This is a genomic window from Citrobacter sp. LJND-P06 (assembly GCF_058188415.1).
This window is the reverse complement of record NZ_CP187317.1, coordinates 1,012,126-1,025,732: the sequence shown is the minus strand read 5'-3', so window position 1 is coordinate 1,025,732 and position 13,607 is coordinate 1,012,126. Positions and strand designations below refer to the sequence as shown.

Annotated in this window: 15 protein-coding genes; 6 read left to right on the top strand and 9 right to left on the bottom strand. The window is 56.3% G+C overall.

Annotated elements, in window-relative coordinates; all coding sequences use genetic code 11:
- The first annotated feature begins 9 nt into the window (after window positions 1–9).
- Window positions 10–1,434: a 6-phospho-beta-glucosidase gene (locus ACO7SM_RS04880; RefSeq protein ID WP_490469933.1), complete on the top strand. Its 1,425-nt coding sequence runs from the start codon at window positions 10–12 to the stop codon at window positions 1,432–1,434.
- Window positions 1,435–1,791: 357 nt separating this feature from the next.
- Here ACO7SM_RS04880 and hycI read toward each other — a convergent pair whose 3' ends face one another.
- The 9 genes from hycI to hycA all read right to left on the bottom strand — a co-directional run bounded on the left by hycI (window position 1,792) and on the right by hycA (window position 9,670).
- Window positions 1,792–2,259, bottom strand: a complete 468-nt coding sequence (gene hycI / locus ACO7SM_RS04875) for a hydrogenase maturation peptidase HycI (protein ID WP_490469932.1) — start codon at window positions 2,257–2,259, stop codon at window positions 1,792–1,794.
- The gene (locus ACO7SM_RS04870; protein WP_490469931.1) at window positions 2,252–2,662 is read right to left on the bottom strand and encodes a formate hydrogenlyase maturation HycH family protein; all 411 of its coding nucleotides are present in this window, start codon (window positions 2,660–2,662) and stop codon (window positions 2,252–2,254) included. The genes hycI and ACO7SM_RS04870 overlap by 8 nt, the downstream gene beginning before the upstream one ends.
- Complete coding sequence (hycG, locus tag ACO7SM_RS04865) at window positions 2,659–3,426, bottom strand: formate hydrogenlyase subunit HycG (RefSeq protein WP_490469930.1); 768 nt, start codon at window positions 3,424–3,426, stop codon at window positions 2,659–2,661. The genes ACO7SM_RS04870 and hycG overlap by 4 nt, the downstream gene beginning before the upstream one ends.
- Window positions 3,426–3,968 (bottom strand): formate hydrogenlyase subunit HycF, encoded by a 543-nt coding sequence (hycF, locus tag ACO7SM_RS04860; RefSeq protein ID WP_490469929.1) that lies wholly within the window; start codon window positions 3,966–3,968, stop codon window positions 3,426–3,428. The genes hycG and hycF overlap by 1 nt, the downstream gene beginning before the upstream one ends.
- Before the next feature lie 9 nt (window positions 3,969–3,977).
- Complete coding sequence (gene hycE / locus ACO7SM_RS04855; RefSeq protein WP_490469928.1) at window positions 3,978–5,687, bottom strand: formate hydrogenlyase subunit HycE; 1,710 nt, start codon at window positions 5,685–5,687, stop codon at window positions 3,978–3,980.
- Between the two features lie 16 nt (window positions 5,688–5,703).
- A complete protein-coding gene (locus ACO7SM_RS04850; protein WP_192613222.1) occupies window positions 5,704–6,627 on the bottom strand; it encodes a respiratory chain complex I subunit 1 family protein in 924 nt (307 codons plus the stop codon).
- 2 nt (window positions 6,628–6,629) lie between these two features.
- The gene (gene hycC / locus ACO7SM_RS04845) at window positions 6,630–8,456 is read right to left on the bottom strand and encodes a formate hydrogenlyase subunit 3 (RefSeq protein WP_490469927.1); all 1,827 of its coding nucleotides are present in this window, start codon (window positions 8,454–8,456) and stop codon (window positions 6,630–6,632) included.
- Window positions 8,453–9,064, bottom strand: coding sequence for a formate hydrogenlyase subunit HycB (gene hycB / locus ACO7SM_RS04840; protein WP_192613224.1), 612 nt, complete (start codon window positions 9,062–9,064; stop codon window positions 8,453–8,455). The genes hycC and hycB overlap by 4 nt, the downstream gene beginning before the upstream one ends.
- 144 nt (window positions 9,065–9,208) lie before the next feature.
- Window positions 9,209–9,670, bottom strand: a complete 462-nt coding sequence (hycA, locus tag ACO7SM_RS04835) for a formate hydrogenlyase regulator HycA (protein ID WP_490469926.1) — start codon at window positions 9,668–9,670, stop codon at window positions 9,209–9,211.
- A gap of 200 nt (window positions 9,671–9,870) precedes the next feature.
- Between hycA and hypA the strand changes: the two genes are divergently transcribed.
- Genes hypA through hypE form a run of 5 tightly spaced genes read left to right on the top strand, consistent with a single transcriptional unit; the run spans window position 9,871 to window position 13,488 of the window.
- On the top strand, window positions 9,871–10,221 hold the full coding sequence (hypA, locus tag ACO7SM_RS04830) for a hydrogenase maturation nickel metallochaperone HypA (RefSeq protein ID WP_490469925.1): 351 nt from the start codon (window positions 9,871–9,873) through the stop codon (window positions 10,219–10,221).
- 3 nt (window positions 10,222–10,224) lie between these two features.
- Complete coding sequence (gene hypB / locus ACO7SM_RS04825; protein WP_490469924.1) at window positions 10,225–11,097, top strand: hydrogenase nickel incorporation protein HypB; 873 nt, start codon at window positions 10,225–10,227, stop codon at window positions 11,095–11,097.
- On the top strand, window positions 11,088–11,360 hold the full coding sequence (hypC, locus tag ACO7SM_RS04820; protein ID WP_490469923.1) for a hydrogenase 3 maturation protein HypC: 273 nt from the start codon (window positions 11,088–11,090) through the stop codon (window positions 11,358–11,360). The genes hypB and hypC overlap by 10 nt, the downstream gene beginning before the upstream one ends.
- Complete coding sequence (gene hypD, locus ACO7SM_RS04815) at window positions 11,360–12,481, top strand: hydrogenase formation protein HypD (protein ID WP_490469922.1); 1,122 nt, start codon at window positions 11,360–11,362, stop codon at window positions 12,479–12,481. The genes hypC and hypD overlap by 1 nt, the downstream gene beginning before the upstream one ends.
- Window positions 12,478–13,488, top strand: coding sequence for a hydrogenase expression/formation protein HypE (hypE, locus tag ACO7SM_RS04810; protein WP_490469921.1), 1,011 nt, complete (start codon window positions 12,478–12,480; stop codon window positions 13,486–13,488). Before hypD ends, hypE begins: the two co-directional genes overlap by 4 nt.
- Window positions 13,489–13,607: the final 119 nt, after the last annotated feature.

The window sequence follows — 13,607 nt, the reverse complement described above, 5'->3', positions numbered from 1 at the left end:
AGGTTTACTATGTCTGTATTTCCGCAAGGATTTTTATGGGGCGGCGCACTGGCCGCCAACCAGTCTGAAGGGGCATTCCGGGAGGGCGGCAAAGGGCTGACCACCGTTGATATGATCCCACACGGCGAGCGCCGTATGCCGGTGAAACTGGGTCAGGAAAAGCGTTTCCAGTTGCGGGATGACGAGTTTTATCCGAGCCACGAGGCAATCGATTTTTATCATCGCTATAAAGATGATATCGCGCTGATGGCGGAAATGGGCTTCACGGTGTTTCGCACCTCCATCGCCTGGAGCCGCCTGTACCCTAACGGCGACGAACAGACGCCGAACGAAGAAGGCATCGCGTTTTACCGCGCGGTGTTTGCCGAGTGCAAAAAGTACGGTATCGAGCCGTTAGTCACCCTGTGCCACTTTGATGTGCCGATGCATCTGGTCACCGAGTACGGCTCCTGGCGCAACCGTAAGATGGTCGAGTTTTTTACCCGTTATGCGCGCACCTGCTTCGAAGCCTTTGACGGTCTGGTGAAATACTGGCTCACCTTCAACGAAATCAACATTATGCTGCACAGCCCGTTCTCCGGTGCCGGGCTGGTGTTTGAAGAAGGGGAAAATCAGGATCAGGTGAAATACCAGGCCGCGCACCATGAGCTGATCGCCAGCGCCCTGGCGACCAAAATCGCCCATCAGGTGAACCCACAAAACCAGGTCGGCTGTATGCTGGCGGGCGGGAACTTTTACCCCTATTCCTGCAAACCGGAAGATGTCTGGACGGCGCTGGAAAAAGACCGCGAAAACCTGTTCTTTATTGATGTACAGGCGCGCGGCGCGTATCCCGCCTATTCCGCTCGCGTGTTCCGTGAAAAAGGGGTGGTGATTGAGAAAGCCCCGGAAGACGATGCGATCCTGAAAAATACCGTCGATTTCGTCTCCTTCAGCTATTACGCGTCACGCTGCGCCTCGGCGGAAATGAACACCAAAAACACCAGTGCGGCGAACGTGGTGAAATCCCTGCGTAACCCTCACATCACGGTAAGCGAATGGGGCTGGGGCATTGACCCGCTGGGTCTGCGCATCACCATGAATATGATGTACGACCGCTATCAGAAACCGTTGTTTCTGGTGGAAAACGGCCTTGGCGCAAAAGATGAAGTCGACGCAAATGGCGAGATTAATGACGATTACCGGATCAGCTATCTGCGCGAGCATATTCGGGCGATGGCCGACGCTATCGAAGACGGCGTGCCGCTGATGGGTTACACCACCTGGGGTTGTATCGATCTGGTTTCGGCGTCCACCGGTGAAATGAGTAAACGCTACGGATTCGTGTATGTCGACCGCGACGACGCCGGAAACGGCACGCTTGCCCGGACGCGGAAAAAATCGTTCTGGTGGTATAAGAAAGTGATCGCCAGTAACGGAGAAGATTTGGCGTAACAGCAGTGCCGGATGGCGCTAACGCTTATCCGGCCTACAGAATTACAGGGTTTTGTTGGCCGGTTAAGGCGAAGCCACCATCCGGCCTACAGGATTACAGGGTTTGTAGGCCGGTTAAGGCGAAGCCATCATCCGGCCTACAGAATTACAGGGTTTTGTTGGCCGGTTAAGGCGAAGCCACCATCCGGCCTACAGAATTACAGGGTTTTGTTGGCCGGTTAAGGCGAAGCCACCATCCGGCCTACAGAATTACAGGGTTTTGTTGGCCGGTTAAGGCGAAGCCACCATCCGGCCTACAGGATTACAGGATTACAGGGTTTTGTAGGCCGGATAAGGCGAAGCCGCCATCCGGCGTGGTCATTCTTCAGCCTCTAACTGCGCAAATCCACCGTGCCCTTCCCAGCCTTCCAGTCGCTGGTAAACCGTTTCTACGGCATCTTTGATCGGCTGGGTCATCGGATAATAGAACCCGACGATATCCGGCTGAATGCCTAAGAAAATTACCTCGCCAACATCGTCTTTGAGCTGATCGACCAGGTAGTTGAGCGGCATATTATGGGTGGTCATCATAAACATCTCGGCGATATCGTCGGGATCGATGATGCGGATCTCGCCGGGATTGAGCCCCATATCGGTGGCATCAACAAGCAACAGGCGGCTCGGGCGTAATTCGCGAATCGCCACGATGTCGTTTTCCGGCGCGCTGCCGCCATCAATGACAACCCAGTCCCCTTTCGGCGCGGCGGCACACATTTCCGCCAGCAGCGGGCCTGCGCCGTCGTCACCCATCATACTGTTGCCGACACACAATAAAACGTCAGTCACGGTGTCTCCTCACCATCAGATAGATGGCGCTTTCCTGATGAATATCATGAAGCATACTGAGCATCAGCTTGCTCCACGCCTGTTGTGGCGGCGTCTGCACGGCGAGCGCGTTATCAAACGCACGCGCCAGCATTTGCACATGGCTAAAATCGATGACGATTTCGCCGTACTTCGGCACACCTTCCATTTTACGGCGGGCTTCACTGCCCTCTTCAAGCGTGGAGATCCAGGCCAGGTAGTCATCCCATGGGCAGGTCAACGCCGCTTCCAGACAATCAATGACCCCCAGGTGGTGGCCAATCGCCAGGCTGTAATAGACGACCTGCTGCGCCTCGGCGGGCGTTGCATCATTCTCATCAATAAATTTACGGCTCAGTTGACTGAACACCACCGTTTCACTCATCGGATACGCGCCTCTTCAACAACATGGTTAAGATTCGTGACGATCTCGGTCAAACGCGGATCGTTTTCTGCTTCCAGCCAGCGCGCCACCTGATGTTCGCCCTGCCCTAACTGGCGCAGGTAATCATCGGCAATCTGGCGGCCATAGCGATAACCGGCCAGACGACGCGCTTCGCGATCAACCTTCACGCGCAGCGGTTGCACCATCTCGGGATGCAGGATCTCCGCGGGCTGTTCATCCAGTTCGCCTGGCGCACGCGCGTGAATTTTCTGCTCCAGCAGACCCAGCGCCATCGCAAAGCCGTACAGCGTTGCCGCAGGCGTTGGCGGACAGCCAGGAATGTAGACATCCACCGGGACGATTTTGTCGGTGCCGCCCCAGACGCAATAAAGATCGTGGAATATACCACCGCTGTTGCCGCAGGCCCCGTAGGAGATACAAATTTTCGGATCTGGCGCAGATTGCCAGGCACGTAACGCCGGTGAACGCATTGCGCGGGTGACCGCGCCGGTAAACAGCAGAATGTCTGCGTGGCGCGGCGACGGTACCACTTTGATGCCAAAACGCTCGGCGTCGAACAGCGGAGAGAGGGTGGCGAAAATTTCAATTTCGCAACCGTTGCAACCGCCGCAGTCCACACGGTAGACGTACGCCGAACGTTTAATGTTTTTCAGTAACGACGCTTTCATGCTGGCGATGGATTCGTCCACCGTCATCGGTACCGGAATACCATTGGCATCACGTGGGCCTAATAAATTGCTCATTAGCTGGCCTCTTTCATATGGCGAGTCAGTTCAATACGGTCGGACGGCACCAGGCATTTCTGGCGCTTACAGTCCGGGCAAGTCTCAAAGCTTTCACGGTGATTTTCCGCACGGCTATCGCCGTTGTGCTTAAGCAGCGCAATGGCGTAATCGATCTCTTTCTGAACGGCAAAAGGACGATTGCACACGCGACAGTTACACAGTGCAAAGCGAGACTGCTGCAGAAAGTCTTCTTTCTTCCATACCGCCAGTTCGTACTCCTGCGACAGCTTAATCGCCGCGGTGGGGCAGACTTCTTCACAGCGGGCGCAGAAGATGCAACGCCCAAGGTTGAACTGCCAGGCCAGCTCGCCTGTCGCCAAATCGGTTTCTACCGTCAACGCATTCGACGGACAGGCATTAACGCAGGCCGCGCAGCCAATACACTGCTGCGGGTTATGTTCCGGTTTGCCACGGAAGTTTTTATCAACCGCGATCGGCTCAAGCGGATAAGACGAGGTCGGTGTGCCGGTTTTAATGACTTTTTTGATAAAGGTAAACATGGCGATTCCTTATTTCAGCGGCGAGTTTTTACGCTCAATGCTGTAGCGCTCAAGTTCTTTGTATGGCACGACTTTGCTCTTCTTCTTACGCACGTCGACGACGGTCATACGGTCAGTACAGGAGTAGCAAGGGTCAAGGCTACCGATAATCAGCGGCGCATCGGAAACGGTGTTGCCGCGCAGCATGTAACGCAGCGTCGGCCAGTTGGCGTAGGTCGCCGCACGGCAGCGCCAGCGGTACAGCTTCTGGTTGTCGCCGGTCATGCTCCAGTGAATATCATCCCCACGTGGTGCTTCCGAGAAGCCCAGTGCAAAGCGATGCGGAATATAGGTAAAGCCTTCCACCGCCAGCGCGCCGCCCGGCAGATTGTCGAGGCCATAGTCGATCATATTCAGCGCGGTATAGACTTCGTTGATGCGCACTTTCAGACGGGAGATAACGTCGCAGCCCTGCTCGCTGTGAACTTCCATCGGCAGCAGACCGTAACCGACAAACGGGTGATCGGCGCGGGTGTCGCGGGCATGACCGCTGGCACGAACCATCGGGCCGACGTTACTGAAGTCACGGGCGATTTCCGGGTCCAGACGACCGATACCGACAGTACGCTGCTCCATGTTCGGCGTGCTGAGCAGCATATCCACCAGATCCTGCACATCGCGACGCATCTGCTGCGCCAGTTGGCGAGTCTGGATCATGTCCTCTTTCAGCAGATCGCGGCGAATCCCGCCGATCAGGTTAAGACCGTAGGTTTTACGCGCCCCGGTGAGGATCTCCGCCATTTTCATGGAGGTTTCACGCACGCGGAAGAACTGCATAAAGCCGGAGTCAAAGCCGGTGAAGTGACAGGCCAGGCCGAGGTTCAGCAGGTGCGAGTGCAGACGCTCCACTTCCAGCAGAATGGCGCGGATCATCTGCGCACGTTCCGGCACCACGATGCCCATCGCGTTTTCAACGGAGGTGGTGTAGGCGGTGCTGTGGGCAAAACCGCAGATGCCGCAGACGCGATCCGACAGGAAGGTGACTTCGTTGTAACCCATACGGGTTTCCGCCAGTTTCTCCATGCCGCGGTGGACATAGAACAGACGGTAGTCGGCGTCGATAATGTTCTCGCCGTCAACGAACAGACGGAAATGCCCCGGTTCGTCGGAGGTCACATGCAGCGGGCCAATCGGCACCACATTGTTTTTCTTGTCGCCCAGTTCGTTGATGAACTGGTAAGTCTCGGCGTCGGTAGTCGGCGCCGGACGCTGACGGTAATCCATGCTGTCTTTACGCAGCGGATAGAGTTCATCCGGCCAGTCATCCGGCAGAACCAGACGACGCTCATCCGGCAAGCCAACCGGGATCAGCCCATACATATCGCGGACTTCACGCTCGCCCCAGACTGCTGCCGGAACGCGTGGGGTAACAGACGGGAACTCCAGCGTGTTGGCATCCACTTCAACACGGACAGTGACCCAGCATTTAACGCCCTGCTCCATCGACATCACGTAGTACACGGCATAATGGCCGCATAACTGGCGTTCGTCGTTACCGAACAGCACGGACAACCATCCGCCCTGTTTGTAATACAGGAACTCGACCACTTCCGGCAGGTAGTTCACCTTCACCGTAATCGTCAGCTGATCTTTGGTCTGCCAGGCTTCGTCCAGAACTACGCCCGGAAATGCCTGGTGCAGCGCCGCAAGGTATTGTTGACCTACTTTTTCTTCAGACATGCTCAAACTCTCTTAATCACGCCGCCAGCAAGGAGACGAAGGCTAAAAACGCAAACCCAAAACCGGCCCAGGTCACGCGTGAAGTGGCGCAAAAACGCAGACGCGCCATGCTGTTTTCGAACAGCGCGATCACCAGTACGCCAGCAACCAGCTTGACGACGGCAATCACCAGCGCCAGCAGCAATCCACCTGCGGTAAAGGTTTCCATCTGTCCCCACGGCAGGAACACGCCGACAAACATTTGCAGCACCACCAGTTGTTTCAGGCTGATGCCCCACTTCAGCACCGCAAAACCGCTGCCGCTGTATTCGGTCAGCGGCCCTTCCTGTAGCTCCTGCTCCGCTTCCGCCAGGTCAAACGGCAGTTTGCCCATCTCGATGAAAGTGGCGAAGGCACAGGCGCACAGCGCCAGAATCAGCGGAATACTGCGGGCCACAGGCCAGTGGTAAATCGTGTCGGCGATATTGCTGATGTGCGTGGAACCCGCCACCTGCGCCGCGACCCACAGGCCCAGCAGCAGAATCGGCTCTACCAGTACGCCGAGCATCGCTTCACGGCTGGCGCCAATCGCGGTGAACGGGCTACCGGTATCCAGACCGGCGATAGAAAAGAAGAAACGGGCGATCGCAAAAAGGTAAATCAGGGTGATCAAATCGCCCAGTTGCGGCAGTGGAGAACCGACGGTCACCACCGGCAGCGCGGTAGCGATAGTCAGCATCACGCCGACCATCACAAATGGCGTCAGGCGAAACACCCAACTGGAATCCGCAGGCGCAATACTCTGGCGACCCAGCAGTTTGATAATGTCGCGATATTCCTGCAACACGCCCGGCCCGCGACGATTGTGCAAACGGGCACGCGCCACGCGGGTAATACCAGACAGCAACGGCGCAGCAGCAAACAACACCAGCGCCTGAATTAACGGATATAAAACACTCATTCTCAGGCTCCTCGTGAAACCACAATCACCACCAGCACCGCCAGCTCAATCAGCGCCAGACGACGGAATAGCACCGGCGCGGCCGCGTTCTGCCAGCCCGGAACCAGTGAGACTGGATTGAGCCATTTACGCAGTTTGAGTATTGGCGCAAAGGCCTCTTTCACCGGCATGGCAAAACCGTGCGCAGTGACCACCATTGACTGCTCGTGATCGTAACCGCACACCCACGCCGTACCGCGTGAACGCGACGGCAGACGGTTGCCTTTGAAAATCGCCATAATGATGAAGGGCAGCAACGGACAGGCAATCAACAGCAGGGTAATCATTGGCTGAGAAACGGTGGTATTCGCGGTTTCCAGCGGCAGAGGAACGGCAGAGGAGAGAAGCGGCAGCAGCCACGGTGCGGCAACACCGCCCAACACGCAGCACATCGCCAACGCCACCACGCTCACCGACATCAGGAATGGCGCGCATGAGGCGTTTTCTGCCTCTTTGGTACGCGGTGCGCCGAGGAAGGTAACGCCGTAGACTTTCGCCATACACATCACCGCCAGCGCCCCGGTAATCGCCAGCCCAACGGCCAGCAACGGCCCTAACAAACGGCCAATAAATGAGCCGCTGTTACCCAGTTTGAAGAACGACTGATAGATAACCCACTCACCGGCAAAACCGTTCAGCGGCGGCAGCGCGGCCATCGCCATCAACCCGACCAACATCGCCAGCGAGATCAACGGCATACGTTTGCCAATGCCGCCCAGTTTTTCGATATCGCGATGACCGGTACGAAACCAGATGCTGCCCGCACCAAGGAACAGCGTGCTCTTGAACAGACTGTGGTTAACCAGATGGTAAAGCCCGCCTGTCATACCGAGCGCAATCAGCGCCGGTTGTTGCAGCGCAATACCGGTCACGCCAGCCCCAAGACCGAGCAGAATAATGCCGATATTTTCCAGCGTGTGGTAGGCCAGCAGACGCTGAATGTTATGTTCCATCAGCGCATACAGACCGCCGACAAACGCGGTGATCATGCCCAACACCAACAGCGCAATGCCCCACCACAGCGGCGCGTTACCGCCAATCAGCGACAGAGACAAAATCCCTAACAAACCGACCTTCATGACAACCGTCGAGAACAGCGCCGCAGCCGGTGCGCTGGCGTTGGCATGTGCCTGTGGCACCCAGCCGTGCAGCGGGATAATTCCGGCCAGCAGACCAAAACCAGCTACGCCAAGCAGCCAGATGTCCGAGCCAAGCGGCAATGCCTGCGTGCGCAGGTCGAGCAGGCGCAGCTCCAGCGTGCCATAGCGCTGCCACACCAAATAGCAGGCAACCGCCAGCAGCAGTGTGCCAATACGGCCAAGCGCAAACCACAGCTTGCCCTCTTTGCTGCCACCGGTCAGGAACACGGCGCACAGCGCCATAATTTCGGCCATCACCACCATCGTGCCGAGGTTGCTGGCGACCACGGCGCAGACCGCTGCCGCCATTAATAAATTCACCAGCAAACCGTTGGCTTTCACCTGCGGATGACGATGCCAGTCAATGTTGTACAGGCTGACAAACAGCCCGCACAGACCGAGCGTAATCAACCAGATAGCATTTAACGGCGTCACTTGCAGGGTATGTCCGATAAACGGCATCACACCGCTGACCGCTAATGCGTGAGTCAACGCAAGGGCACCCGCCGCTGCCGTGAACAGGCTACCAATGGCCCCGCCCACGCCCGCAATCCAGCCGCTCAACGCTTTGTGGAATGAAAACAGAAACGCCAGAATCGCCGTGGCGGCAAACCAGGCCACGCCGCTATTAATCAGTGAAATTACGCTCATTTTGCATCCCCACTCTGAGCCTGCTGAAACAAGGTGAGATCGCCAAAATCGGTATTGAACGTCAGTTCACGCTTACGTTTGCTGGCGCGGGCGATATCGGTGTTTTCAACCAGATGCAGCGCTTTGGTTGGGCACATCCGTACACAGGCGGGGCCTTGTTCATCAAAACTGCACAGATCGCATTTCACAGCGATGGCGCGAACACCCGGCACCCAGTCCAGCAGCGTGCTCACGCGAGCCGGAGCCGGAGGCGCAGGCGGCGCTTTCGGGGTATTGGCGTTGGCCGGAATATGCAGCGGACGGCTGCCGGAAAACTCTATCGCGCCAAACGGGCAGGCAATCCCGCACAGTTTGCAGCTTACGCACAGGCTTTCATTCAACTGTACAGCGCCATCTACGCGGTTGATGGCGTTGACAGGACACACGGTCGCGCACGGCGCATCTTCGCAGTGATGGCAAAGTTGTGGCGCGGATTCTTTTTCATTCAGCATCACTTTCAGGCGCGGCATTGACTGCAGGCCATGCTGGCGATGCGTCTCTGAACAGGCGGCCTCACAAGTGTGGCAGCCAATACAGAGCGTGGAGTCAGCAATTACAAAACGATTCACCAGGCATTCCTCAGGTGATAGTCATTTTTGACGAAAACATGTCCATCAAGTGTCATTTTCGACACTCATCGACACTCCCATCCCCAAAATAGTCGTGACACGGCGTCAGACCGCATCGCGAACAAAACGGGCAAAACCTCTGGCTTACGCCGCCGGGAATTGTCCCTTTACCAGTTGGTGCATATTGACCGGGGTGTTGGTTTCCACCGCGGCATACAGGCTGTCGTAAACGCTGGCGATTTTCTCGAGATAGTGCTCCAGCACCTGCTCGCGATCGCGGTTGCTGACATGCTCGTCAACTTTGCCGTCGATGGTCAGTTGCGCTTGCGCAATGAGTTGTTTTTCTTCGCTATCTTTCGTTTCAACGTAGTACTCAATGGTGTGGCTGTTGAAACCGTCAGCCAGCGTGACGTAGATAGTGAAGTGTTCAAAAAGAACGAAGCAAAGATCTTTGTCCGGCGCGCAGCTCATGGCGTGATGCAGTCGCGCTTTTGACAGGGTGATCCCCTGAACCAGCGAATTGCAGTAAATACGCCACTGGTCCTGTAGGAGACGATGCCGCTGCGCGATGTAATCAGCTTTTTCGCTTATTTCCCAAATTGTCATGTCAGGTTACTCGTTTACGTGAGATAACCTGCCTTAAGCACGTTTTATGCCAACTTTAAATTCATTATTTTTCATACACATACAAGCAAATAGCACGATGACGACATGTCATTTCGTCATCGTCGTCAGTGTCAGCGTGCCAAAAACAATAACTGGCATGTTTATTGCTTTTACCGCAGCAATAGATGATGGGAGGCGATATGCACGAAATAACCCTCTGCCAACGGGCACTGGAATTGATCGAACAACAGGCCACACAACACGGTGCGCAAAAGGTAACTGGGGTCTGGCTCAAAATTGGCGCATTTTCTTGTGTCGAAACCAGTGCTCTCGCCTTTTGTTTTGATCTGGTATGCCGCGGCACCCTGGCGGAAGGTTGTAAACTGCACCTCGAAGAGCAAGAAGCCGAATGTTGGTGCGAGTCTTGTCAGCAATACGTCACGCTGCTGACACAGCGCGTCCGCCGTTGTCCGCAATGCAACAGCGACACACTGAGGATCGTGGCCGATGACGGCTTACAGATTAGAAGAATAGAAATAGACCAGGAGTGAGCGATGTGTACAACATGCGGTTGCGCTGAAGGCAACCTTTATATCGAGGGCGATGAACATAACCCTCATTCGGCGTTTCGTAGTGCGCCATTTGCCCCGGCGGCTCGCCCGGCGCTCAATATTACCGGCGTGAAGACGTCCAGTTTTACCCCCAGCCAGACGGAAGAAGGCGACCTGCATTATGGGCACGGCGAAGCCGGAACCCATGCGCCAGGCATGAGCCAGCGCCGTATGCTGGAAGTTGAAATCGACGTGCTGGACAAAAACAACCGCCTGGCCGAACGTAACCGCGCTCGCTTCGCTGCCCGCCAGCATCTGGTGCTTAACCTTGTATCAAGCCCTGGCTCCGGCAAAACCACGCTGCTCACCGAAACGCTGATGAAGCTGAAAGAGCGCGTGCCGTGTGCGGTAATTGAAGGCGACCAGCAGACCGTCAACGACGCAGCCCGTATTCGCGCCACCGGCACGCCGGCCATCCAGGTGAACACCGGTAAAGGTTGCCACCTGGACGCGCAGATGATTGCCGATGCCGCGCCGCGTCTGCCTTTAGAAGATAACGGCATTCTATTTATTGAAAATGTCGGCAACCTGGTGTGCCCGGCCAGCTTTGATCTCGGCGAACGTCATAAAGTGGCAGTGCTTTCCGTCACCGAAGGCGAAGATAAACCGCTGAAATACCCGCACATGTTTGCTGCCGCCTCGCTGATGCTGCTCAACAAAATCGACCTGCTGCCCTACCTTAACTTCGATGTTGAGAAGTGCATCGCCAGCGCCCGTGAAGTAAACCCGGAAATTGAAATCATTCTGATTTCCGCCACCAGCGGCGAAGGGATGGATCAGTGGCTGAACTGGCTGGAGTCACAGCGATGTGCATAGGCGTCCCGGGTCAAATCCGTACCATTGACGGCAACCAGGCAAAAGTCGACGTTTGCGGTATTCAGCGCGACGTCGACCTGACGCTGGTCGGCAGTTGCGATGAACACGGTGAGCCGCGTTTAGGCCAGTGGGTACTGGTTCACGTTGGTTTTGCCATGAGTGTGATTAATGAAGCCGAAGCGCGCGATACCCTCGAGGCGCTACAAAACATGTTTGATGTTGAGCCGGACGTCGGCGCTTTACTGTTTGGTGAGGAAAAATAATGCGTTTTGTTGACGAATATCGCGCACCAGAGCAGGTGATGCAGTTAATTGATCATCTGCGTGAGCGCGCGGTCCATCTCCCTTACACTGCCGAACGCCCGCTGCGTATCATGGAAATCTGCGGCGGCCACACTCACGCTATCTTCAAATTCGGCCTCGACCAGCTATTGCCCGAGAATGTGGAATTTATTCACGGCCCTGGCTGCCCGGTCTGTGTACTGCCGATGGGCAGAATTGATAGCTGCGTCGAAATCGCCAGCCACCCGGAAGTGATTTTCTGCACCTTTGGCGATGCGATGCGCGTACCGGGCAAGCAGGGTTCTCTCCTGCAAGCCAAAGCGCGCGGCGCCGATGTCCGCATTGTTTACTCCCCGATGGATGCGCTCAAACTGGCGCAGGAAAACCCGACGCGGAAAGTCGTGTTCTTCGGGCTGGGTTTTGAAACCACCATGCCGACCACCGCCATTACGCTGCAACAGGCAAAAGCGCGAGACGTGCAGAACTTTTACTTTTTCTGCCAGCACATCACGCTTATCCCCACGCTGCGCTGCCTGCTGGAACAGCCGGACAGCGGCATCGACGCGTTCCTCGCGCCGGGCCACGTCAGCATGGTCATAGGGACTGACGCCTACAACTTTATCGCCAGCGAGTTCCACCGTCCGCTGGTGGTCGCAGGATTCGAACCGCTTGATCTGTTGCAAGGCGTCGCCATGCTGGTTGAGCAGAAAATCGCGGCCCATAGTCTGGTCGAAAACCAGTATCGCCGCGTGGTACCGGATGCCGGTAATGCGCTGGCGCAACAAGCAATTTCCGAGGTGTTCTGCGTGACGGGCGACAGCGAATGGCGCGGCCTTGGCGTGATTGAGTCATCCGGCGTTCATCTGATGCCAGACTATCAACGGTTTGATGCCGAAGCGCATTTCCAACCGGCACCGCAGCAGGTATATGACGATCCGCGCGCACGTTGCGGAGAAGTGTTGACGGGTAAATGTAAACCGAATCAATGCTCGTTGTTTGGCAACACCTGTAACCCACAAACCGCCTTTGGCGCACTGATGGTCTCTTCCGAAGGCGCATGTGCCGCCTGGTATCAGTATCGTCAGCAGGAGTCTGAAGCATGAATAGCGTACAACTCGCCCACGGAAGTGGCGGACAAGCCATGCAGCAACTGATCAACAGTCTGTTCATGGAAGCCTTTGCCAACCCATGGCTGGCGGAACAAGAAGATCAGGCGCGTCTGGATCTGGCGCAACTAATGGCGGAAGGCGATCGTCTGGCCTTCTCGACTGACAGCTACGTTATTGACCCGTTATTTTTCCCCGGTGGCAACATTGGCAAGCTGGCCATTTGCGGCACCGCCAACGACGTTGCGGTCAGCGGCGCAATCCCACGTTATCTGTCTTGCGGTTTTATCCTTGAAGAAGGGTTGCCGATGGAGACGCTGAAAACCGTGGTAAACAGTATGGCGGCAACGGCTCGCGAAGCGGGTATCGCCATTGTAACCGGCGACACCAAAGTCGTTCAGCGCGGCGCGGCAGACAAGCTGTTCATCAACACTGCGGGCATGGGGGCCATTCCGGGGGATATTCACTGGGGCGCGCAAACCCTGACCCCAGGCGACGTTCTGCTGGTAAGCGGTACGCTGGGCGATCATGGCGCGACCATTCTCAATCTGCGCGAACAACTGGGGCTGGATGGCGAGCTGGTGAGCGACTGCGCCGTACTCACCCCGCTGATTCAGACGCTACGCAATATCACCGGCGTGAAGGCGCTGCGCGATGCCACCCGTGGCGGCGTAAACGCGGTCACTCATGAATTCGCCGCCGCCAGCGGTTGCGGTATTGAGCTGTCTGAAAGCGCCCTTCCGGTAAAACCGGCGGTGCGCGGCGTGTGCGAACTGCTGGGACTGGATGCCCTTAACTTTGCCAACGAAGGTAAACTGGTGATTGCCGTTGAACGTCAGGCGGCTGAACAGGTACTGGAAGCGCTCCGTTCACATCCTCTGGGACGTGATGCCGCGTTGATTGGCGAAGTGGTCGAGCGTAAAGGTGTTCGTCTCGCGGGTTTATATGGCGTCAAACGTACCCTTGATTTGCCGCACTCCGAACCTCTGCCACGTATTTGCTGATAATATTGCCCGGTAGCGCTACGCTTACCGGGCTACAGCCGTAGGCCGGATAAGGCGTAGCCGCCATCCGGCAGAAGTTTAAAAAGAATACCTATAATTCATGTACCTTGCCGCACTGC